Annotated in this window: 29 protein-coding genes, 1 tRNA gene and 1 pseudogene; 2 read left to right on the top strand and 29 right to left on the bottom strand. The window is 34.2% G+C overall.

Features of this window, described 5'->3' with window-relative positions:
- Positions 1-86: 86 nt before the first annotated feature.
- The 12 genes and pseudogenes from NYR30_RS07370 to NYR30_RS07315 all read right to left on the bottom strand — a co-directional run bounded on the left by NYR30_RS07370 (position 87) and on the right by NYR30_RS07315 (position 7605).
- Positions 87-560, bottom strand: coding sequence for a JAB domain-containing protein (locus NYR30_RS07370; RefSeq protein ID WP_065232416.1), 474 nt, complete (start codon positions 558-560; stop codon positions 87-89).
- Between the two features lie 84 nt (positions 561-644).
- Complete coding sequence (locus tag NYR30_RS07365; RefSeq protein ID WP_065232417.1) at positions 645-989, bottom strand: hypothetical protein; 345 nt, start codon at positions 987-989, stop codon at positions 645-647.
- A 126-nt stretch (positions 990-1115) separates the two neighbouring features.
- Entirely contained in the window at positions 1116-1253 is a 138-nt protein-coding gene (locus NYR30_RS07360; protein ID WP_155759501.1) for a hypothetical protein, read from the bottom strand.
- Positions 1250-1513, bottom strand: a complete 264-nt coding sequence (locus NYR30_RS07355; protein ID WP_065232418.1) for a hypothetical protein — start codon at positions 1511-1513, stop codon at positions 1250-1252. The genes NYR30_RS07360 and NYR30_RS07355 overlap by 4 nt, the downstream gene beginning before the upstream one ends.
- 91 nt (positions 1514-1604) lie before the next feature.
- Positions 1605-2117, bottom strand: a complete 513-nt coding sequence (locus NYR30_RS07350; protein WP_066113364.1) for a hypothetical protein — start codon at positions 2115-2117, stop codon at positions 1605-1607.
- A gap of 92 nt (positions 2118-2209) precedes the next feature.
- Positions 2210-2524, bottom strand: coding sequence for a hypothetical protein (locus tag NYR30_RS07345; RefSeq protein ID WP_414146310.1), 315 nt, complete (start codon positions 2522-2524; stop codon positions 2210-2212).
- Between the two features lie 234 nt (positions 2525-2758).
- Positions 2759-3184: pseudogene (locus NYR30_RS07340) on the bottom strand (STY4534 family ICE replication protein); the annotation flags it as partial.
- 387 nt (positions 3185-3571) lie between these two features.
- Positions 3572-3868, bottom strand: coding sequence for a hypothetical protein (locus tag NYR30_RS07335; protein ID WP_065232421.1), 297 nt, complete (start codon positions 3866-3868; stop codon positions 3572-3574).
- On the bottom strand, positions 3853-4335 hold the full coding sequence (locus NYR30_RS07330; protein WP_066114353.1) for a hypothetical protein: 483 nt from the start codon (positions 4333-4335) through the stop codon (positions 3853-3855). The genes NYR30_RS07335 and NYR30_RS07330 overlap by 16 nt, the downstream gene beginning before the upstream one ends.
- Before the next feature lie 81 nt (positions 4336-4416).
- Positions 4417-4953: a hypothetical protein gene (locus NYR30_RS07325; RefSeq protein WP_065235357.1), complete on the bottom strand. Its 537-nt coding sequence runs from the start codon at positions 4951-4953 to the stop codon at positions 4417-4419.
- A 591-nt stretch (positions 4954-5544) separates the two neighbouring features.
- On the bottom strand, positions 5545-7413 hold the full coding sequence (locus NYR30_RS07320) for a DNA topoisomerase III (protein WP_302500361.1): 1869 nt from the start codon (positions 7411-7413) through the stop codon (positions 5545-5547).
- A 6-nt stretch (positions 7414-7419) separates the two neighbouring features.
- Complete coding sequence (locus NYR30_RS07315; RefSeq protein WP_302500360.1) at positions 7420-7605, bottom strand: hypothetical protein; 186 nt, start codon at positions 7603-7605, stop codon at positions 7420-7422.
- A gap of 125 nt (positions 7606-7730) precedes the next feature.
- Here NYR30_RS07315 and NYR30_RS07310 point away from each other — a divergent pair, with 125 nt between their 5' ends.
- On the top strand, positions 7731-8501 hold the full coding sequence (locus tag NYR30_RS07310) for a hypothetical protein (RefSeq protein ID WP_302500359.1): 771 nt from the start codon (positions 7731-7733) through the stop codon (positions 8499-8501).
- On the opposite strand, the gene NYR30_RS07305 is transcribed toward NYR30_RS07310, so the two are convergent.
- The 17 genes from NYR30_RS07305 to serB form a co-directional block, all read right to left on the bottom strand.
- A complete protein-coding gene (locus tag NYR30_RS07305) occupies positions 8482-8892 on the bottom strand; it encodes a hypothetical protein (protein WP_066114348.1) in 411 nt (136 codons plus the stop codon). The two genes, NYR30_RS07310 and NYR30_RS07305, sit on opposite strands and share 20 nt — an antisense overlap.
- A gap of 156 nt (positions 8893-9048) precedes the next feature.
- Positions 9049-9324, bottom strand: a complete 276-nt coding sequence (locus NYR30_RS07300; RefSeq protein WP_065232425.1) for a death domain-containing protein — start codon at positions 9322-9324, stop codon at positions 9049-9051.
- Positions 9325-9477: 153 nt separating this feature from the next.
- Positions 9478-9972, bottom strand: a complete 495-nt coding sequence (locus NYR30_RS07295; RefSeq protein ID WP_065232426.1) for a DUF3158 family protein — start codon at positions 9970-9972, stop codon at positions 9478-9480.
- An 8-nt stretch (positions 9973-9980) separates the two neighbouring features.
- Positions 9981-10748 carry a PFL_4669 family integrating conjugative element protein gene (locus tag NYR30_RS07290; protein WP_302500358.1) on the bottom strand — a complete coding sequence of 256 codons (768 nt, stop codon included), beginning with the start codon at positions 10746-10748 and terminating at the stop codon, positions 9981-9983.
- A gap of 566 nt (positions 10749-11314) precedes the next feature.
- Positions 11315-11554, bottom strand: a complete 240-nt coding sequence (locus tag NYR30_RS07285) for a hypothetical protein (protein WP_155759498.1) — start codon at positions 11552-11554, stop codon at positions 11315-11317.
- Positions 11555-11595: 41 nt separating this feature from the next.
- Complete coding sequence (gene ssb, locus NYR30_RS07280; RefSeq protein ID WP_302500357.1) at positions 11596-12012, bottom strand: single-stranded DNA-binding protein; 417 nt, start codon at positions 12010-12012, stop codon at positions 11596-11598.
- A gap of 94 nt (positions 12013-12106) precedes the next feature.
- On the bottom strand, positions 12107-13378 hold the full coding sequence (locus tag NYR30_RS07275) for an STY4528 family pathogenicity island replication protein (RefSeq protein WP_302500356.1): 1272 nt from the start codon (positions 13376-13378) through the stop codon (positions 12107-12109).
- A 3-nt stretch (positions 13379-13381) separates the two neighbouring features.
- On the bottom strand, positions 13382-13636 hold the full coding sequence (locus tag NYR30_RS07270) for a hypothetical protein (protein WP_065232430.1): 255 nt from the start codon (positions 13634-13636) through the stop codon (positions 13382-13384).
- A gap of 17 nt (positions 13637-13653) precedes the next feature.
- Positions 13654-14220 (bottom strand): DUF2857 domain-containing protein, encoded by a 567-nt coding sequence (locus NYR30_RS07265; protein ID WP_065232431.1) that lies wholly within the window; start codon positions 14218-14220, stop codon positions 13654-13656.
- Positions 14221-14222: 2 nt separating this feature from the next.
- A complete protein-coding gene (locus NYR30_RS07260; RefSeq protein WP_302500355.1) occupies positions 14223-15989 on the bottom strand; it encodes a ParB family protein in 1767 nt (588 codons plus the stop codon).
- A 15-nt stretch (positions 15990-16004) separates the two neighbouring features.
- Positions 16005-17348 (bottom strand): replicative DNA helicase, encoded by a 1344-nt coding sequence (dnaB, locus tag NYR30_RS07255; RefSeq protein WP_302500354.1) that lies wholly within the window; start codon positions 17346-17348, stop codon positions 16005-16007.
- A gap of 4 nt (positions 17349-17352) precedes the next feature.
- Positions 17353-18171 (bottom strand): ParA family protein, encoded by an 819-nt coding sequence (locus tag NYR30_RS07250; protein ID WP_302500353.1) that lies wholly within the window; start codon positions 18169-18171, stop codon positions 17353-17355.
- A 52-nt stretch (positions 18172-18223) separates the two neighbouring features.
- A tRNA-Ile gene (locus NYR30_RS07245) sits at positions 18224-18300 on the bottom strand.
- Positions 18301-18442: 142 nt separating this feature from the next.
- A complete protein-coding gene (gene ligA, locus NYR30_RS07240) occupies positions 18443-20455 on the bottom strand; it encodes an NAD-dependent DNA ligase LigA (RefSeq protein ID WP_302500352.1) in 2013 nt (670 codons plus the stop codon).
- 97 nt (positions 20456-20552) lie between these two features.
- Positions 20553-20726, bottom strand: a complete 174-nt coding sequence (locus tag NYR30_RS07235; RefSeq protein ID WP_197495428.1) for a DUF5363 family protein — start codon at positions 20724-20726, stop codon at positions 20553-20555.
- Between the two features lie 16 nt (positions 20727-20742).
- Positions 20743-21234: a YajQ family cyclic di-GMP-binding protein gene (locus tag NYR30_RS07230; protein ID WP_066106902.1), complete on the bottom strand. Its 492-nt coding sequence runs from the start codon at positions 21232-21234 to the stop codon at positions 20743-20745.
- Positions 21235-21245: 11 nt separating this feature from the next.
- The gene (gene serB / locus NYR30_RS07225) at positions 21246-22172 is read right to left on the bottom strand and encodes a phosphoserine phosphatase (protein ID WP_302500351.1); all 927 of its coding nucleotides are present in this window, start codon (positions 22170-22172) and stop codon (positions 21246-21248) included.
- A gap of 100 nt (positions 22173-22272) precedes the next feature.
- Between serB and NYR30_RS07220 the strand changes: the two genes are divergently transcribed.
- Positions 22273-22941, top strand: coding sequence for a YtjB family periplasmic protein (locus NYR30_RS07220; protein ID WP_302500350.1), 669 nt, complete (start codon positions 22273-22275; stop codon positions 22939-22941).
- Positions 22942-23248: the final 307 nt, after the last annotated feature.

Genomic DNA, 23248 nt, shown 5'->3' with positions numbered 1-23248 from the left:
CCTATTAGATCAAACCTCTAGAGGTATGTCTAGAGGTTTGTCAGCAGTCTGAAGCGACCGAAGTCGCTTTTGTTGACAAGTTTAAGCTAAGCCATATCATTATGTTCAGCGAAAGAATAAGCCTCTTTCATTGATACCACTAAATGATCTAAAAGCCGAATGTCAAATAATTCGCAAGCTGCTTTTAGTTTTTTAGTAATAGTAAAATCAGCATTACTTGGCGTGACATCACCTGATGGATGATTATGCGCAATGATTATTGCCGCAGTATTTACCTCCAACGCCTTCTTAATAATATCTCTAGGAGATATACAGGCTTGATTAATAATGCCTTTGAACATGATATCTGCACAAAGTAGTTTGTGCTGATTAGACAAAAATAACACTAGAACCACTTCTCTTGTTTCTGCCCCAATCTTCAATCGACAATAATCAGTCGCAAGCGCTGGAGAAGTAAATTCTGGTGCATTGATTTGATACAATGGGGATGATTCCATAAGTTGTTCAAGACAGGTTAAAGCATTATTAATAGTTAATTTTTGTTCTGTAGTTAAATTCATATTGGTATTCCTCTAATTTAAAAAATAAAAAAGGGAATACCACCCAAACGGGAGTATTCCCGCTTGGGTGATGAAATAGAAGAATTAATTATCTTCTTCTATTTTTTTCTTAAATTTATCTATACAGCCCCAATAATCTGCAACTGTACAAATATCCCATCCATTAATAACAAGATGTGTATCAATGGAATTGATAAAAAGAAAGATATCTAAATCATCTCCCTCAACATCAGTTTCATCACAAAAATGAGATATAATTCGGTCTAAAACTAAGCTTTGATAAATATTACCTAATATAGGTAATTCTTTACTTTCTCTAGCGATTTCCCAAATTTCGTCATCTTCGACAGAATCTTTGTATTGAATAAGAATGTCTTCCCATTCTTCACATTTGGGTGAACAATTACGATAAATATCAAAAAAAGACATAGTGTTTCTCCTAAAGTAAAAATAAAAAGGGAAACACTAGTCCCAATGGGAATAATGTTTCCCATTAGGGGGGTGTTCAAGAAAGACCAATATCAAAAGATATTGATCTGAATGTTTAGAAGTGTATTAATGTTTTTTGGCTTTTGTTTTACGCTTAGTATCTTTACCAGTGACAAGATCCCAATTAGACCAATACACTAAAGCGGTAAAAATAGTAGCAGCAAAAACTAACGTTCCACCTACACCAAGTAACCACCAATTCATAAAACCTCCTTAGCTTTAGTTTTATCGGCTTTTGTCTTTTTGTTTATTAAATCTACTATGTAATCAAGAAGTAGCCCTAATATCCAAAAGATTACACCAATATTAACAAGGATTAAAGCCTCACTAATGTCAATGTTATCATTTGACAAAACGAATCCAACTAAACCTACACCTGCAATAGCGCCAGCTTTACGAAAGTCACTAGCAATATATCGCAAGATCTTTTCAGGAATTTGAATTTTAAATTTATTCAAAAACATATCGTTCCTTTATTAAAAAATAGGGAACGATCTCACATAGGGAAATCTTTCCCTATGTGGAGAGGGGTAAATATAAGGTATGAATAATCAATTATTCATCATCTTGATCAGATGTTGATTTGATTATTCTGTATCCTTCAGTCTCTAATTGTCGAGACACATCTTGAATATATACTTGAAGATCATAAATAAAATCATTCCAAAGTGCTTTATATCTTGATACGTATTGTTTAGGAAAATACCACTCTGTTTGAAGATTCTTATCACAAAAGAACAGAAGATCATCAGCACAAGGTGCATCAAGTTTCATAGTGTTCCAATGTGAATATCGCCAACTGAATGAATTTCCCACGATACTAATCGTATCGTAAAAAAGAGCTTCCCAGCCAAAGATAGCACTGATTAAACGCTTAAATATTTGGTATTTACGTTGCTCATTTGGATAGATATGTTTAAAAAGATTTAAAAAATCTTCGTAACGAATATCGCCATAGAAAGCAACACCATCTCCTTGGCAATGGCTTAGAGAATATTCAATATTTAAGTCCATTGGAAAGCCAAATTCAATTAAACGTTTTTGAAAGTAATTTGTTAAGGTATTCATAGTGTTTCTCCTAAAATAAAAATAAAAAGGGAAACACCATACCCAACGGGAATAATGTTTCCCATTGGAGGGGGAGTAAAAAAGCGAGTCTTCTAATGGATAAATTTAATGATAGTCATTAATATACCAATACCTGCAATAATGATACCTGCCATTTTATAAATAGCCGCATGCATAGAATCAACTAATCTGGTTTCAAGTTGATGAATTTCAGATTTTAGTTCTTGTTTTGTTATCAATAAATCTTGTTTTACCATTAGCATATCTTGCTTTGTTGCTAAAGGTGAAGTTGTTTGCTCTAAAGCCTCATCAAGTGCTTCAGCAAAGGCTTCAGCAACTTCAGGTGATTGATTAGCATTTTGTAATTTTTTCACAAAACGCAGTTTGTCAAAACGAATAGATGACATAGATGTCTCCATAAGGTTTCTCCTGTGGAATAAAACTATAGTAGTCGAAGTGATAGGAAAAGACCAACAAATTTATGTTGGTCTTGATAGATAAGTAAATTAGTAAGGAAGCTGATCGTCATCATTATCAGAAATAGAATGATTAGGATCATTACTTGTAACAGCAGACTGGTTGTCTGTTGTTATATTTTCTGAATTTGAAGTATGAGCAGTATCTACAACAACAGATTGATTATCTGTTGCCATATCTTCTGAATTTGAAGCAAAGTATTTTACTTCCCCATCGATTTTAATCATCTTGACACGAATGAGACGTGCTTTTAAAGAAACTGCTGTATCACCTTTTTTGTGATATTTCGTATCTTTTGCTACGACATAAGTATCAGTCCATAAATCAGCCAAAACGAAAGAAATAAGAACTTTTTTTCCTTCATTAACCGCTTTTTGGCAACGACGGATTAATTTTTCTGCATCTTTACCTACAATATTAGTATCAAAGTAACGATATTCAGGTGCTGTGGAATCGCCTGTTAAAGCAGAGATTCGACAAGCTAGGAAAGGATTACCTTTTTTAGGGGTAACTTCACGAATATCGTTTAAATATCCAATACCAGAAGTATGTAAATTAAAGAAATTAGTTTGTTGAGTTTGAGTAGTCATAGTGTTTCTCCTAAATTAAATAAAAAAGCGGAGAAACATCCTTACCCAACACGGGAAAAATGTTCCCCGCCAGGGTAAATATGAAAATGTTAAGCTTAACACTCACTATCTTAGAAAACCCAAGACAGAAGCCTTATTTCGGAGTGTTCAGGCTTTAGTAAAAGGCGTTCATAACCTCATTACTGAAGCGTGCAATTACAGAACTATGCACTTAAAGGCGATCATGACATTTCACAACGTGAAACACGGCATTTCAGATCGAGCCGTTGGCTTTTAAATGCTATCAACGATAGCGATTTAATGTTGTAAATTAAACTTAAAAAAGTCGATAAAGTGAATCTTTTTTTATATATTTAGTGAGATCAAAAAAAGTCTATATGTTACATACTAGGTTAATTCATGGCCTACTTGCCTGATATAACCGATAAAGAGTAATTCATTCGCAATATCATAAAAAGCCTTACTCACCATGACCCCCGTGTGATGTAAATGAATAAATTCCATATCTATCCATTTATTCAAAATATCTAGCTCTGCTCGATTTACTTTTGCATAATCAATCGCTAATTTATTTAATAGACAATGGAGTAAATAAGGTAACAATCTAAGTTCAGTTTGATTAATTTCATAGCCAAGTAATTCTAGAGATTTAGCTTTTAATTCTTCTGTTAATTGTCCACGCATAGCTTATCCTTATGATCTATATTGATTGGAAATTTTTTATTTCTATAAAGGTAGAATTTTTTACGAATGGCGTATTCTGTCAAAATGTTAGAAAAAAAGGGATCTTTGCTATCTAGCGTATCAACATGATAAATAGAAGCTGGGAATGTAAAATGTAAAACATCTAAATCAGAATAGTAATGAAGTAGTGGAGAAATCCACCCTAGAATCACTTCATGACGACTAGGCTTATTATCATGAATAGCGAATATTTCACGTAAAAGAATTGCCACTTCACCTTTAGAAATACCAATCTTCTGACGAAAAGTTTCAAAAGCAGGAATATTGTATTGAACTTGAGTAGGATTAATACCTTTTACAATAGACGCATTAACTAAAATATCTTGCTCTTGTAGAAAAAACTTTTTGAGTCTTTTTCGTAAAAAATAGTATCGAAAATAGCGATAAATAAGTGTTAATACAAACATATTTTACCTCCTTTCTTGGTTAGGTGGCAAAATACTGCTTTTATCAACCATAATAAATGGTTAATTATTTAGTTAATTTTACTAAAAAATAGAAGAAAGATATTGAAAAATCATTGGTAAATTTTTCCAGAATGCAATAAGTATTGAGATAATAGATACCACAATACCAATACGTTTCCAGAACTTATCTGTTAAATGAAGTAATTGAATATCTTTAGCTAACTGGAAAACAATTTCATTCGTCTGTTCATTTTGTTTAGCTAATGCTCGCATTTTAAAACGAATAGACTCATGTAAGTTAGAAAGGAAGCCGGTTTTTTGATAAATCTCAACAGCTTTACGAAAAAGAGTTAATTTATCTTGATGATAATCTTCTTGCTCTAATTCAATAATTAACTCATAGAGTACTGGAAGAGCTTGCTCATATTTTAATGAAACACAATCTACATATAATTCTAGTGCATTTTCAGTAAAATAACCTTTATCTAAAGAATTTCTCACGATGGCTTTGAATTTATCAAATTTTTTAAATTGTTTATTTTTATGAAATGCTAAAATAATCACAATACCTAACACATCTAAGGATAAGATAATGAAAAGAGAAAGTTCTTGACTCATTTTAATCACTCCAGAAAGGTATTGATGAGTAGGGTGTAATCAGCATGAACTAATAACACCCTAACAAGAAGAAATTGTCAATAGTAAAATTAAAACTATAACAAATGTAAAGTAATGACGAAAAAGATAATACCAATAATTATATTTCATCCCCTCGTATATAAATGATCTACAATTATCCATATACCCCACTGATTACTAAGTCGTCTTAACCAGTTAAAACAGCAGCACATAACGTACAAAAGGCGAGCATTTTTCACCATTGCTCTATGGTAAGTTGGAAATAAGTCGTGAAGTCTTGTTTATTCTTTAAAAGAAAAAACAAACAAGACTTCACGACATTGACAAGAAAAAAAGAGAGAGTCTTTTTGATGATAAAATAGCATTTACCTATAAAAAGGACGACCGATTTCAAAATGCTCGGCAATACAGTTCAAGTCAGCATTACCTCTAGCGGTCTTGGGCGATATAAACTTATAGGAGTTACCAAAAACTATAAGATATATCTAAAAGGCGTAACTTTATGCCGTAAGTTACCAACGGTTTTGCAAGATTTATTGTAAAATGATTAATTATTTTTTCCAACCTTTATTAAATTTTTTCTTTTGATTTTTTAAATGCAGTCCCTACTGTAGTAAGGTTTAGGGATACATCACTACACTTTTGCACAATATGAGCTATAAATTGTGATTGTTTCTGCATAAACTCATTCAAGCTTAACTTATTATTCGCAATATCATTTAAAGCTTGCTCCCACAATGCAGTCATACCAGGATCTTTAATAATATCTGGTAAAATATCAATTAAAGCACTACCAGCTTCAGTGGATACAATATTATTTTTCTCTTTCTTCAAATAGCCACGTTTTAATAAGTTTTCAATTACATCTGCTCGTGTAGCCTCAGTTCCTAGCCCTTCCGTTTCCCGAAGGCGCTGTTTCAATCTTTCATCTTGTACAAAACGTGCCGCATTTTTCATTGCAGCAATTAAGGTACCCTCTGTGTAACGTTTTGGTGCAGTTGTTTTCAATGTTAATACTTGAGCATTCCTGATTTGGCAACTATCTTTCTCATTCAATATCGGTAAAATCTGTTTTTCTTCCTCATCTGCTTTATCATGTGTAAATAGCGTTTTCCAGCCTAATTGAATGATTCGTTTACCTTTTGCTACAAATTGATGGCCAGCATGTTCCAACGTAGCTATCGTATTTTCCTCTTTGTACAATGGTAAGAATTGAGCAAGGTAATGTTGTCTAATGAGTTGATAGACTTTTAATTCAGTATCATCCATTTTGCTTAAATCTACTTTTTGTGTTGTCGGAATAATGCCGTGGTGAGCTGTAATTTTACTATCATTCCATATGCGAGAACGTAATGTGAGATCGAGAGTAGAAATGATTTGCTCAATTCCAGGATCGCTTATCATTAATGATTTTATTACTATTGGAATTTCAGCAATCATCGATTCGGGGAGATAACCACAATCGGTTCGCGGATAAGTAGTTGCTTTATGTGTTTCATATAATGACTGAGCAATCTTCAACACCTGAGCAGCGCCCATACCAAATAATTTGGAACAAGTTTGTTGTAATGTACCTAAGTCAAAAGCGAGAGGTGGCGATTCTGATTTGGGCTTTGTTTCAATCTTACCAACAATCATTGTTGATGACACATTTAACCCTGACATTACTTGATTAATGGCTGCCATATCGATACAACGTCCTTCATCATCACAAAAGGTTTCTGGTGCTTGCCAATAAGCTAAAAATGCTTGGTTTTGTTTATTTATCAACTCTATCTTTAATTGGTAAAATGGTTTCGGTACAAAATTAGCAATTTCACGGTCACGTTGCACAACAATAGCCAACGTGGGGCTTTGTACACGCCCTACACTCATGACACCTTTATAGCCTTGTTTTTGTGCAATTAAGGTAAATAATCGAGTAAGATTCATGCCCACTAACCAATCAGCACGACTTCTTGCCAGCCCAGCAAAATATAAGGATTTTGTATCTGCATCAGATTTCAAAGATGATAGTGCTTTGCGAATACTGCCATCATCTAGTGCGGATAACCAAAGGCGCTGTATGACACCTTTATAATTTGACATATCAAGTAATTCACGAGCGATAACTTCACCCTCTCGGTCTGGGTCAGTTGAAATTACAATAAGTTGTGCTTTTTTAATCAACCCGATCACAATCTTGTATTGTTTTGCGGTTTCTTTTTTGACTTTCATCAGCCATTTAGAAGGAATAATTGGTAACGCATTAAAATCCCATATTTTATAGGTCTCATCATACTCATGGGGTTCTGCTTGTTCCACTAAATGACCGATACACCAGGTAACCACTAATGATTTATCTTGATTAGACAAATACCCATCTCCCCGTTGTGTAGCTCCTAAGAATTTTGCAATATCTCGACCTTGAGAGGGTTTTTCACATAAGAACAATTTCATAATTAATTATCTCCGTTTCTTTGAAGCAATATAACTAACAAGATCATCCATTGAGGTTTGTTCTAATCCTTTTTGAATAATGGCTTGTAACACATCAGTATCTTTAACCATCTTTTTCGTATGGATAACGACATCAACTGTTTTAGCTTCTACCTGTTTCCAAAGTTCCTCATCAATATGTTTTGTTGGCATAAATCTCTCCTAATCTAATAATTTAGAAATGTGATTGCATTTTTGAGGTATTTAGATTAAAAAAAGGGTAAGCCACTGAACAATGAGAAATTATTTTTTAATCATTAATAAAAAGAAGGTAATGTATGCAACAGGTTATAGATCCCAGTAAAAATAGATTAATTTCTGTAGAAGAGTATATAAAAGAATATGCTAAGAACTCTTTGGATAATTTAGGCTATACAGCACCATTAATGATATGTCCTCATTGTTTAAACGATCAAATGAAACTGAAAGCACGTTCATCTATTAATGTTTCGCCTTATTTTGTCCATCCTAAAAACAATAAATATTGCCCTAGTAAGATATTACAAGAAGGTATATATCTAAATAGTAAAATTACAGATCCAGATGTAGAAAATGCTAATAAGCTTAAAAAACACTTTAGAAAATATTGGAAATATTATTTTCAAAAGATTAGGAGTATGGTTCCTTATTTAAGGAAAGAAGAATTTACAAAAATAATCGACATATCACTAAGGGAAAGAATATGGGAGTATAAGAATGTTCAATCGTATCATCTTCCATATTTATTTGTAACGTTAGCAGATTTTCCAATACAACATCCAAACTCTTACTATAAAGAAGATTTTTGTAGAAGTCTGCATTTTAGGTATTGGTTTCAATCAAAATTAGATAATTATAAGGATCTCATTAATAATATAAGCACACTATCGTTATGTAGAGCTAGTTATAAACTTACTGAAAAACAAACACAACCAAGACAAGATCAATTACAAAAAATACAAAGTTTTGAAATCATTAATGATCTAATGAAACAGGATGCAGATGAAGTTCATATTTATATAGAGAAATGGATAGAAAAATATTTTGAAATTAAGAATTGGCAACATTAAATTTCTGGTGTATCCAAACATATATAGATTTATCATCAACAATGATACTATCTTTAGAAGAATCAATAGCATTTAAAATAGAGCTTATATATTTATTTAAGTCTTCATTTAAACTTTCTAATGAAGTGTGATGAGTATTCATCTGATACAAGTCACATTCAACAAAAAAAGCAGTTTCTATAGGCTTTATGTATAACCATTGTGATTGTTGTTCAGTCAAAGCACCTTGATTATTCCACTCTTTTAGTAAGTCTAATTGATACAAAACACGGCTACGTAAATCAATAATTTTCTGTTTGATGTGTAAGTCATCATCTTCTAATGTAATAACAGCAATATCCCCAAAATCTATAATTGGAATATTACTTCTAATAAGTACAAACTTATTCATAAAACATCAACCACTGTCTAATTTTTGTTCACTGTTTCCACTGGAAACACTGTCTAATTTTTGTTCACTGTTTCCACTGGAAACACTGTCTAATTTTTGTTCATTGATCACATTATAATCAATAGCTAAATTTTGTTTATTTAAACCTCACAAAAATTAAATCTCTAACTGACTAGCATATTTCATAATCAACTTTTTAAGATAAACTAATTCATCAACATGAATTGGCTCAATAATTTCAGCAAGAAATAAAAGTTCATCTTTTGAGGCTATAGTGGACATACTAAACAGTTTTGATAAATTTTGTTGGGTAGATAATATAGCTCTAATCTCTAAATAGTTTTCATTAGGATTAAGAATCAAACTACGCAACTTATTAGCTAAATTCGATACACTATTAATTACTTCTATTAAAAATGTTTCATTTGTCATTGTTATCTTCAACTAAAGGTAAAGGCTATAACGGCATTTTTCCCTCGTAAGATAAGGGGCTTTGCCCCTTACCTTTAAAAGGCCTTTTATTACAGGGTTTGCATCTGAATAAAAAATAGGGTTTGCATACTAATAAAAAATAGGGGATACATCTTATTGGTTAACCTGAAAAATGTTTTCTATTTCGTTAATCTTTTCTTCACACTCACGAGACTGGCGCAAAATAAAATTTAGCACAGACATTTGAGCATTAAATGCAATACGATCTTTTTCTAGTTCAATCAAAGCCTGTTTAATTTCCAGAGGAGTGCTTTTATTTTTTATAATTTCTTCCCATGCTGGCTTCCCATTCCGATTTTTTTCTAAATTGCGCCAACGTAAAAATTTACCTCCAGATGAGTTTTGAGAATCAACAATAAAAAATAAAGGTATATGCTTTAGTGGATGTGTATTTGCTTTATCTCTAATTGACTGAGCCAGCTTAAATAATTCATTTCTTGCTTCTAATATATATTGAGACAATATTTTATAATCTTCTGTATTATGAAGAGGACTAAATAAAGTTTTTAGTCCTGCATTAAGAGGAGAGTTAAAGATAAGTTTTTGATAGTCATCTTTTGTTAATGCTTGATAGAGTTGTTCAGTCATAAAATATCCTATTTATCTAGATTGTCTTGAGATGTATCAGCTTGAAGTTTATCTAAGGCATCTTCGGTATTAGAACTATCTTTTTCTGGTGTAGGGTCAAGGAGTAAAGAGATGTTCATTGGTGCAAATTGACTTCTACGTTGTCCGCTAAGAATATCTTCAGGTAATTCACCCAATCGTTTCATAGCAGCTAATGCTAAAGCCGTTCTATTTTTCATATCTTGTCTATTCACACCAGCATCTTTGTAACGTTGTATAAAGCCAAGAATAGAACGTATTAAATGAGCTGCACGATTAATTAATGCACTAGCATCTAGCCTAGACATGATTGCGATATGAGCGCCAGTCATTACAACACGAGCAAAGTTATCAAAATCGGCTAAGAGATAAATTAATTGATAGCCCATAGCTGATTTTATCATGAGAGGAATTTCAACTGGTGATATGTTAAAGCTATTAGATAATTTGATTTCTTCGGGAATTTTATCGGTATAAAGATCGAAGATTTTATCGTTTAATCTAGAGATTTCATTACGTGCAGCAAGAATTTTAGTTTCTATTTTTAACAAATAGTCATCTGCATAAGGATCATCTTGAGCGGAATGTTGATGAATACGATTTAATACACTGAGGCAGAATGGATAACTGACAATGCGAGTTGTCATTTTATCCCCTTGCTTGACTTGCTTACCTTGCCAAAGTTTGGTTGCATATTGAGTATGTAATGTAAGTTTAATATCTGTGCGTAAAGCACCGATTGAAGAAAGATCAGTCATAGGATAAACCTCCAGTTAAGTAAATATGTACATCATAGATGTTTGTCCTATCAACACAATTAACTATTAGTTATTCAAAATTAATAATTTCTTTTGTCTAATTTTTGTTCACTGTTGCCACTGGCAACACTGTCTAATTTTTGTTCACTGTTGCCACTGGCAACACTGTCTAATTTTTGTTCACTGTTGCCACTGGCAACACTGTCTAATTTTTGTTCACTGTTGCCACTGGCAACACTGTCTAATTTTTGTTCACTGTTGCCACTGGCAACACTGTCTAATTTTTGTTCACTGTTGCCACTGGCAACACTGTCTAATTTTTGTTCACTGTTGCCACTGGCAACACTGTCTAATTTTTGTTCACTGTTGCCACTGGCAACACTGTCTAATTTTTGTTCACTGTTGCCACTGGCAACACTGTCTAATTTTTGTTCACTGTTGCCACTGGCAACACTGTCTAATTTTTGTTCACTGTTGCCACTGGCAACACTGTCTAAATCTTGTTCATTATTTCCAATAAAAAAGCCAGTTGAATAACTAGCTTTTTGAGGAACTATAAATATTTTTTATGCAGAGTAATGAGTCAAAAACTGCATTAAAGAATAAGTACCACTAATGGCAGTTAAAAGAGATAGTAAAAGATGCTGTAAGCCGCTAATATAATCTTCACGATGCCCAATAAAAGCAAATACTGCCATTAGAAAACTTGCACCAGATATCATGTATAAAACTATAAATAAAATAAACATTTTTATCTCATCATTGATAGAAAAGCTGTAAAAAAAGCCAGCAATAATTGCTGGCAATGACCTACATACACACGCTTAAGGAGAAATAAAAAAGTGATTTAAAATGGCGGTGGTTCAGATTCATTTTGAATATTTTGTTCTGAAATTATCTGTTGTTCAGGTTTGTTATCTTTATTAGTAGGTTTGTTATCAAGTAATTGTAGTGTTTCACCAATAATAGAGGTTGTCCATCGATCTATTTTATTTTCATCAACCCACTTTTGGGTGCGAAGGTAACCTTGTATATAAACTTTACTGCCTTTATGTAAATATTGTCCTGCAATTTCAGCTAAGCGGCGATATAAAACAATGCGATGCCACTCAGTTAATGATACTAACTCTCCCGTTTGTTTATCTTTCCAAGCTCTGCTTGTAGCAACACTCAAAGTTGCTATTATTTCGTTATTTGCTAATGTTTTTACGTCAGGATCTGCGCCAAGATTCCCCAAAATGGTAACTTGATTAACTCCAGCCATATATTACTCCTTTGTTATTCATTACGCTCATCATAATTAATTAGGTTTCTAGTACAATGATTAATTAGTTATGAAACATAATTAAAAAACTTAATTACTGTACGGTTAATTGTGCAGCTAATTCTTTTGCAAAGCTAAGTATTTTAGCGCGATCTTCTGCATTGCGTTGTTTAGTAAGTATAGGGGTATTGAGTGTATTAGGTTGCCGAGAAGGTTGTTTTGTGATTTCTGATAACTTGTCTTTGAATTTATCAATGTATTGATTAAATGCACCTTTATGAGCTTTACGCAATAACCCACAAATATAATTTAATGGTTTTTGAATTGAGCCTTGTTGAATACGGTAATCTGCCTCGTTTAACACATCCTGTATTAACTCTGAGGAAAGGTTTAATTGTTTTGCTAAGGTTATGATTGTATTTTTTTCGAGAGAGGTTAATTCAATAGATTTAAAATTTAACTGGGTAGTACTAGTACTGTACTTAGTATTTATATTTATATTACTAGTACTATTACTAGTACTAAGTTGGGGAACTAAGTGATTTTTACTTAGTTCCGTACAAAAATCATCCAAATTATCTTGATTATCACTAAGTTCCTTTATGGAACTTTGTAAATTTGCATCATTTTCACTTAGTTCCCTAATGGAACTCTGTGATTTTTTACTGAGTTCCCTATTGGAACTAAGTCTTTTTTCCTGATTTTCACTAAGTTCCTTAATGGAACTCTGTAAATTTTTATTTTGCTTATTGAGTTCCATCTCATTATTTTGAGTAAGTAGCTCTTGCATAATTTGAGCTGTTTGAGGAATATTGCGATTTGATTTTAAAATAGATTGTTGATGTTCGTTGAAACGTTTTTGCATCAATGTGTAATGTGAAACAAAATGTGCATTGTTATCATCAGATTGCAACTCTTCCATAATGTGTAAAGCAACGCTTTTAACAATTTTATCGTTATGTTTTGTTGCTTCAGATAATAGATCAAAGTAATGAGTATCAAAATGGATAACATCAGTAACGCTCATTGGCTCATCATGTATGATATAAATATTTCCTAATATACGTCCTTGCTTATCACGTTTTGTATCACATAAAGTTAGCCATCTTGTAAGTCTAAGGAGTAATAAGGTCTGGCTTACAATCTTACGAGATACTTTTTCATGTAAATATAATTTGTCTGATAAGAGATCTTGTAATTTTTCGTAGGATGGAAAGAGATTTCCAGTAAACGCTTTTGCGTGATAGCGTATCATTTGCCAAGTATATTTGGCTCTTACTGTTAAATAACGATCTTGTAATAAACGTATTGGAACTGTTTCGTGTGCGTTTCCAAAATAAAATAAGCCAGCATTGTTATCCGTCATAATTTATTCCTCTTCCCATAACCCAATAATATCTAAAGGCGCTTTTGTGGCTCGTTCGTATTCGTAGCCTTCTTTAGTCCAGCTACATTTTTCGGGCTTTAAGTTAGGTTTGATCCTATATCCTCGCAAAATATAAATATATTCATCAAAAACGTTTTGATCTTTATCGTTTAAAATATATTTAACGAAAGCCTGATCCCCATTTCTTAGCTTAACTGGGTGTCCAGATAATGCTTTATCTAAATTGAATCGCAACATAATTGTGCCCCCAAAATTTATGCTTTATCGTTCAAATTTTCCCATTTTCTGACCTGTTTCCATAGCATCGCCAGATCTAAATTTAATTCTTCTGCGATTACCATCAAATTATCTAAGGCATCTAGTGAATTAAGTTTTTTATTTTTAGGATCTAATTTACAGGCTTCTTGCCAGCGATACCAAGCATCACTGGATTTTTCTATATCTGTGATTGTACGCCTACCAACCGAAATTTGTTTACCTAGTAATCTTCTACGTTCACTAACCTCATAGGGTTGCGCCCCGAAAAAGCATTTCATTAATTCAATGCTTGCACCTAATACTAAAGCACGATCAAAGAGTTTTTGTTCTGCTGTTTTTGTTTTTATGCGCTTTAGCATTTTTTTTAGTAAATCATGATTCACGCTAATTTCTAAAAATGTGTTTGGCATTTGGCTTAAATAATGCAATTCATCTGTTGATAAATTATTAATTTTGGCAAGTTCATCACTCGTGAAACCAAAATTTTCGCAATATCGGATTTTTCCCATTTTGATCTGAGTAATAATGTGTGATAGCAATGCTTGATTGACCATTTGCATCATAATTAGCTCCTTAAATGTGTTCTTAATTGACGGATAACACGGATTAATCGAAAGAGTTTCACTAAAAGGAGATCTGAAATTTCAGGTTGATTATTGAAGCCAATTAATAACGATTCAGATAAAGTGACAGTAAGTGGCTCATTGTGGTTATCACACGCCAAGCAGGCAAGTAATGCGTGAACACTAATAGTAAGCTCATCTTGAATAGATGAAGCTAATGGTGCAATAGTAAAACTAAATTTTTCATCACTTTCAGTTGGAATCACAATATTTTGTAAATGTGCTAATTTAGCAATATCTGTTGCTAGCCCATAGGCCTCAAAGCGAAGTTTTTCTGGGGTATCAAATGCTGGATAAATTTGCCAGATGTCATCGACAGGCTGGCAGCCTGTATTTGCAAAAGCAATTCCATTTTGCTCCGCACGTTGTTGACGTTGTTCGTTAATAGATTTACCTGGTGCAATACCAAATTGTTCAAAAATATCAAAGGTTGAATCAATATTTTCGGCTTCTGAAAAATTATCACTGGCAGTACTGTTTGATTTTTGTTCACTGGTTCCACTGGAACCACTGTCTAATTTTTGTTCGTTGAGTTGTGTAGCCTTATCATGTAGTTGATGAATATTATTATCTTTTTTATCCTCAATGATTTGTACATTATCTGGTATAGATGTTTTTACGTTATCTGATGTAGGAGTAGAACTCTGATTTTTTTCTGTTGCTACAAACATAGAAATTTCTGTTTCAGAATTAACATTATCTTGTTTTACTGGAGCAGTTCGATAAGTATCACTGTCATGAGATTTTGGTTTATTATCCAGTTCAAATAAAATATCTTGATAGCTGACGTAATCTGACCCAATCGCATTGACCATATTACCGATCAGTTCATCTTGGAATATGTCTAGTGAGAAGTCATCATTATCAAATAGTGCAAGTGTTTCTAGCCATAGTGCTTTAAAGCCAGGATCTTGATTATTATCTTGATCGTGTTTATGGAAAAGAGGGGTATGCTTTTCCCAATACGTGTTGGCATTACTAAATAACTGGAGCAGTTTTTCAATTTGTGGTTTTCCCATTCCACTTAAAAGAATATTAGGAATTGCAGGATAGAGTAGTTCAATACATTGTTCCATTCTTGCAAGTAATGAATAAGAAATGCTATAGCCATCTGCTTTTAATCTTTCAGAAAGTTTTCTGTGAGATAATGATGTTGATAATTGTTGTTCATAAAATCGTTTAGCTTGCTGAATCCCCAATGCACGTTCAATAAAGCTTAAATCACCTCGCAAGTCGTTTTCTGCTAAATGTCCAATTAAGCAGTGTAATTCTCCTGTAATCTCATCATTGTTATTTCCTTGCCACGGTTTGTACAAACACGTAATAGAGAAGTATTTTGGATCTTGAGTTTCTTCATAAAGCTCTTGTAATGCTTGTAAACGTGTATTACCACCGTCTGCGATAATATAATACTCTTCGCCTGGACGCTGAGTAATATTTGGAGGAAAATCTAAACCTCTAACTCGAATAGATTCTTTGATGTCCTCGAATTTAGGGTTTCGAGTTTTACGCGGGTTGTTATCAAACGGGCGCAATTGTAATAATGTAACCGTTTTTAATTGTGCTGCTTGTCCTTCTTGGTTAGGAGAGGTTACCTGCATATTTGGCATTATTGAATGATAATCTGGTGTGGTGTTTTGAATTAATCCCACTTGCATTCCTCTCATTAATGAGGCTTTTCGGTCTTGTCGTGTAAATCTTTCTTTCATAATTTTTATTCCTTATTAATTGAGAGATGCACCGTCTTGATAAGATTCAAAACGAGAGTATTGTGCTGCGAAGTAAGAAGTAACACTACCAACTGGTCCGTTGCGTTGCTTTCCGATGATAATTTCAGCTAAACCTGTTGGTTCTTTATCTTTTTGATAGTAGTCATCACGATGTAATAAAATAATGACATCAGCGTCTTGCTCTATCTCACCAGAATCACGCAAGTCTGCATTCGTTGGTTTTTTTATAGCTCGCCCCTCAACGGCTCTATTGAGTTGAGATAAAGTAATAACAGGGCAGTGCATCTCTTTTGCTAATGCTTTAAGTGCATTTGAAATGCGGCTAATTTCTTCGTATCGATTAGCACTACCAGGAATCTTCATCAGTTGTAGATAATCAATAAAAATTGCTGCGGGTTGACCGTGTAATCTTGCATAACGGCGTACTCTTGAGCGTAAAATTTCTGGCGTTAAAGCAGGAGAATCGTCAATGAGTAAACGGTTTTCCCAATTTTTGATATGTTGCATAGCAAGACTAAGCTTTGAGAAATCATCATTACTTAATAAAAGTGGGTTACGAAGAGTTTGCATTGAAACATTACCAACCATTGACATTAATCGCATGAGTATTTGATCGGCGGGCATTTCTAAACTAAAAAATTGGATAGGGGCTGCCATATTAGCTTGTTCTAATGTAGCTTTAATAGAGGAGAGTAAAAAAGCCGTTTTACCCATTCCAGGTCGTCCAGCGATCACGACAAAATCAGAGGGTTGAAAACCTGTTGTCATCACGTCTATATCTTCAATCCCTGTAGGAATACCGCTAATGGCAGAGTTTTGTTGACAAACAGATTCTATTCTATTGATTGCTATCTGCATTGCGTTAGATAGTGAAGTTAATGTTGGTTGATGAGATAAGTTATTTGCAATATTGAAAAGTTTGGATTCAGCATCAGCAATAATCGTTTCGATTTGAGCATTGGATAGTATAGATTGCTGTAAATTTTTCCCTAATTGGAGTAAATTGCGTAGTTTTGATAATTCTTGTAATCGTTCTGAATATGCTTTTATATTCGCAACGCTAGGGGTATATTGTGCCATTTCAATTAAGTATGCAAATAGCCCCTCTTGATCTAAATGTGTTTTTTTAAGATCTTGTTCTAAGATTAATGGATCAACAGATTGTCCGTGAGATAGTCTGTTTTGTATCGCATTAAAAATAATTTTGTTGTAATACGAGTAAAAATGGTCTGGAGAGAGTAATTCGGCTACACTGTCATAGCAATCATTATTGATTAATAAAGCACCAATTACAGCTTGTTCTACCTTTGTATCAAATAATTTATCTGTCTTTTTCATATTCTTATTTCTCCTCAACAAAGTAGTTACTGAATTGTGGTAGTAGTTCACTACATAAAGCTTGCATAGTTTTATATTCACTTGATTTATATCGGTGGATTGGCGTACACAATGTATTTGCTTCCCTATAAGCGACTCTGGCTGGAATAGAGAGAGGTAAAAAGTCTAGTTTATAGCCTTGTTGTTTAAATTGTGGTTCGTTGAAGATTTGATGGAGTTGAGAAATAACATCTCTTGCATCATTGGTATTGTCAACTCGATTTGCGACAGCTTTAATCGGTGGAAGTTTAAGTCCGAAAGCAGTATAGGTATTTAAATCGGCATATAAACTTAATGTGCCTCTTAAAAATTCTCTTGTTGATAATAATTCAGGGAGGAGTGGAGATAGGATTAAATCACTCGCGAGGACAGACATTTCTAACGTAATATCTCGTGTTCCTCTGGTGTCGATAACAATCAGATCGTATCCAATGATTTGTTGTAGTAAGTGGTTAAATCGTATTACACCATCGGGGGCATTACGTAGTAATAAGCTAATGCGTCCCGTTGGATCATTGGATTTAATTAAGTCTAAGTTTGGAATAATAGTATGAGAAATAATCTCATCAGAGTTGAGGTTTTTATTAATTAAAAATTCATAAATGCCGCCAGGTGCGGTGTAATCTAGTTGATAATAAGAACTTAGTGATGGTTGAACATCAGTATCAATCATTAAGACCTTAAGATTATGATCTGCACAAAATGCTGAGATATTAGCGGCATTTGTCGTTTTAGTGACTCCACCTTTCGTGGAAAGTACGGTGAGAATAAATGGTTTTTTCATAATAGGTAACTCTTTAAAAAAATTTAAAAAACCTATATATGAAACTGTTTATTGGTGCCCCCAACAGGACTTGAACCTGTGACCAATCGATTATGAGTCGACTGCTCTGACCGACTGAGCTATGGGGGCATCGGAAAGACTGGACGATTATAGACAAAGATAACTATTAAGTCTAGTTTTGTCAGTACCGCATAACTTGTTTGGGTAAATTTCAAACATTAAAGATTTATTGCAGTAGTAACAAGCTCAGTCACTACTGCAATTATGTCGTTTATTGATTAATAATCTCTAAGAATTGTTGTTCTGAAAGGATAGCAACGCCTAAACTTTCCGCTTTTTGCAACTTAGAACCAGCATTATCGCCAGCAATGACAAAATCTGTTTTGCTTGAAACGCTGCCAGTAACTTTACATCCAAGTTGTAATAGGATTGCTTTTGCTTCATCACGTGTCATTTGGGTTAGAGTTCCAGTTAAGACAACAGTTTTCTCTTTCAGCGGATTGTCTTTGATTTCTACTGCTTGCACTTCATCCCAATGCACACCTTGTTCAATCAGTTGTTGTACAACGCTACGGTTATGTTCTTCTTGCCAGAATAAGATAATACGATTCGCGACCACCTCACCAATATCTTGTACTTCCAATAATTGTTCTAATGTCGCTTGCTGGATATTTTCCAAAGTGTGGAAATGATTAGCTAAATTACGTGCAGTCGCTTCGCCTACTTCACGAATACCTAATGCAAATAAGAAACGTGCTAGTGTTGTTTTCTTCGCTTTTTCTAGGCTAGCTAAAGCATTTTCGGCAGATTTTTCCCCCATTCTTTCCAGCCCCATTAAGGTTTCTTTCGTCAAACGGAAAAGATCTGCCGGTGTGTGTAAATATTCACGATCGACTAATTGTTCAATCAGTTTGTCGCCTGCACCTTCAATATCCATTGCTTTGCGTGATACAAAATGTTTAAGCCCTTCTTTGCGTTGTGCTTCACAAACCAGACCACCGGTACAGCGTGCTACTGCTTCACCATCAATGCGTACAATCGCAGAATCACAAACAGGGCAACGAGTTGGGAAAATAATAGGTTTGGCATTAGCAGGGCGGCGATCATGTACCACACCAATAATTTGTGGAATAACATCACCAGCACGACGAATAATTACGGTATCGCCAATGGCAATATCTAAACGTGCAATTTCATCGCCATTATGCAAAGTAGCATTACTGACAGTTACGCCAGCAACATAGACAGGTTCTAATTTGGCAACCGGTGTGATAGCGCCAGTACGTCCAACTTGGAATTCAACATCGTTTAATACAGTCAATTCTTCTTGTGCAGGGAATTTATAAGCAATCGCCCAACGAGGTGCTTTCGAGATAAAACCCAGTTCATTTTGTAAGGCAATATCATTAACTTTTAATACCGTACCATCAATGTCATAACCTAGCTGGCTGCGTTTTTGCGCAATCGCACGATAAAACTCTAACACTTGTTCGGTACCGTCACATAAACGAATCTCTTTATTAACCGGGATGCCAATACTTTTTAGCCATTGCAGACGATCGTAGTGTGTAGTAGGTAAATCTACGCCCTCTGCAATACCAATGCCATAAGCATTAAGCATTAATGGACGATGATAAGTAACTTGTGGATCTAATTGGCGTAATGAACCAGCTGCTGCATTACGCGGATTGGCAAAGGTTTTTTCACCATGTTCCAGTGCATGTTGATTTAATTTTTCAAAGCCATCGTGCGGCATAAAGACTTCACCACGTACTTCTAAACGAGCAGGCGGAGTATCGGTTCGTAGTTGTAATGGAATATTGCGAATAGTACGAATATTAGCAGTAATATCTTCACCAGTAACACCATCGCCACGTGTTGCAGCTTGGGTTAATTTACCGTTCACATATAAGATGCTGACGGCTAAACCATCGAGTTTAGGTTCACAACAGAAGGTAAAAGGCTTAGGTAATGCGCCTAAACGATCTTCAATACGGCGGATAAAAGCAAAAAACTCTTCATCAGAAAAGGCATTGTCTAATGACAACATTGGAATTTCGTGAGTAATTTGTTGAAAACCATTATCTGGTTTGGCGCCAACTCGTTGTGTTGGGGAATCACTAGTAATTAATTCTGGATGTTCGGCTTCTAATTGTTTGAGTTGGTTCATCATCCGATCGTATTCGGCATCAGGAATAACAGGATTATCCAACACATGATATTGATATTCGTGATAACGCAGCGTATTGCGTAACTCATCAATTTGTTGTTGTAATGCTTTCATATTTTGTTGGTTTATTTGGTTAGGAATCTAAACTAAGAAAAAATAAATCAGTTAATCAGCTGCAACTGATTAACTGATAGTATTGTTAAATTCTGAATTATTGATCCTGATGAGTTTTCTGTGGTTTCTTTTCAGGTTCAGGATCTTGTTTATAAATCGGTACACAACTGCGGCAAGCACCTTGATCAACACCAAGCTCTTTACAGAAATCATCATATTTCTTGAGCCATTTTTTAAACAAGCCTGTTTTTTCTTGAGTATCTTGCGGCATAGTGTGCTCCTTAATATTAATCGCGGAAGTTATTAAATTGGAAAGGTTGTCCTAATTCAGCGCCTTTGACTAATTGAATAACACTTTGTAAATCATCTCTGGATTTACCTGTTACGCGAACTTTATCACCTTGAATTTGGCTTTGCACTTTTAATTTAGAATCTTTGATCAGTTTTGTGATCTTTTTCGCTAATTCAGTTTCAATTCCTTGTTTGATTTTAATTTCTTTAGAGTAGGTTTTTCCGCTATGTTCATAATCAGCAGGAATATCTAATGAAGTCGGTTCAATGCTGCGTTTTTGCATCGCATTACGCAAAATATCAATCAGTTGTTCAAGTTGGAAATCAGATTCTGTCGCAACTTTGATCGTTTCATTTTTTTCGTTTAGTTCAATTGAAGCGGTAACATTACGGAAATCCCAACGATTACTGAGATCACGATTAGCATTATCGACCGCATTTTTAATTTCGTGCATCGTAATTTCAGAAACAATATCAAATGAAGGCATAATATTCCTCGTTATTTTTGTTGTTGAAAATGGAAGTCTATTTGGTTAGCACTTAAAATACAGAGTAGTGCAGTTAAGTCAGCGAAGTTTACCATAGTTTGTGCTTGTTGTTGCACTTTTGGTTTAGCGTGATAAGCCACACCTAAGCCGGCTGCTTGCATCATTAATAAATCATTAGCGCCGTCACCAATGGCAATACATTGCTGAATCTCAATTTGATGTTGTTGCGCAAGTTGTTGTAATACATTGGCTTTATATTGTGCATCAACAATCTCACCATCAACTTGTCCGGTCAGAATACCACCTTGAATTTCAAAACGATTCGCATAAACTGCGACTAAACCAAATTTTTGTTGCAGCACTTCAGCAAAATAGGTAAAACCACCTGAAGCAATCGCCACTTTCCAGCCTAATTTTTGTAATTCGGTAAGTGTTCTTTCTAAACCAGGCATAATCGGTAGATGATTACGCACTTGATCTAAGATCGTTGCTGATGCACCTTTCAATGTAGCAACGCGACGACGCAGACTTTGTTTAAAGTCGAGTTCACCACGCATAGCGCTTTCCGTAATTGCTGCAACCATTTCACCTGTGCCAGCGAGTTTTGCCACTTCATCAATACACTCAATTTGAATAGCGGTAGAATCCATATCCATGACCAATAAACCTGCTTGTTGTAAAACAGGATGCCCACTAATAACAAACAAATCAAAGCCAAGTTGATGTGCTAACGGAATAAGTTGTTGTGGTGTTGGGTGTTGCAACATTACGCAATGATATTCAAAAATGTTCCATTCGGTTAATAACGTTAATTGCTGCGTAGAATTCAGAAATTGTTGTAGTTTTGCTTGATCAAAGTGTTGGCTATAAAGAATAAAACGAGGAACATCAGTACGATAATTAGCAGGAGTATCAATGACAGGACAAAATGTTTGCATAAAAAAACCTTATATTTAATTTTTAGGATTAAGAAAAAAATTTGCTACAATCCGCATTTAAGCATAAATCGACTGGAATAGAAATAATAAAGGAAAAATCTTGTATAGCGTTAGAGAAAAGAGCATTCGTGTCATTTTATTATTAGGGATCCTGATAGTGAGCTGTATCACTATTGGGGTTATTTTATTTGGGATTAATCAATTCAAATTTGGCTCTCAATTAGCCAGTATTAATCAAGTATCAAATTTGTCGCACGTTTTGGTACGCCAACAGGCGAATCTCTTTTCTACAATGTTAGCGAATAATGCTTCTACCGAGAAATTAACCGATTTATTAAATACCTTTAGTCGTGAAAAGTTTGTGCTAGATGCGTCGTTATATAGTGGTAATGGTGAATTATTGGCACAAAGTCAGAATACCTTAAATTTACGGCAGCAATTAGGCTTAGACGGTGAAGGCAATGCGTTAAAAACACAGCAAATTGTCGAGCCTATTTTTGAGCAGAATAATATTATTGGTTTCTTGCGTGTTACTTTTGATGGGCAATATGGACAAACGACCGAGAGTAATATTAATCAGCAATTTCGTTATTTATATGCAGAAGTGATAGTGATTTTATTGGTTGGCTTAGTGATCGCAAGCAGTATTCACTACTTTTTCCGCCGCTGTAAAATTAAATTTGTACCGTTGAAATTAGCTCGTAAACCATTAGAGAATCAATCGAGAAGTAAACAGTATCATCAAAGAAAGCGGCGTTTTCGTAAATAATAATAAATGTTCCACTAGAGGGTGGACTCAGTTTATTGACAAAGTCAATTATAAAACTTTTAGCTAAATTATTTCTTATCTAAGATTTAGGTTTCGCCCTAAAGGGCGACCTACTTTTCTTTGTATGCCCAAAGAAAAGTAGGCAAAAGAAATACACCCTCGCACTCTTGCTAATCCTCATTCCAATAAGATTTTCCGGGCGGCAAAAAAAGAGATTTTTCTCGCAAGCTCGAAAAATTGACGGCTTTTTTTGCCTGAAAATCTTATTTGCATTCGGGCAAGAGTGAGAGGGACCCAAAACTATTTT

The organism is Gallibacterium salpingitidis, assembly GCF_030517105.1.
GTDB classification, from domain to species: Bacteria; Pseudomonadota; Gammaproteobacteria; order Enterobacterales; family Pasteurellaceae; genus Gallibacterium; species Gallibacterium salpingitidis.
Note: the sequence above shows the minus strand (reverse complement) of the source record. Positions and strands in the feature narration are given on the sequence as shown.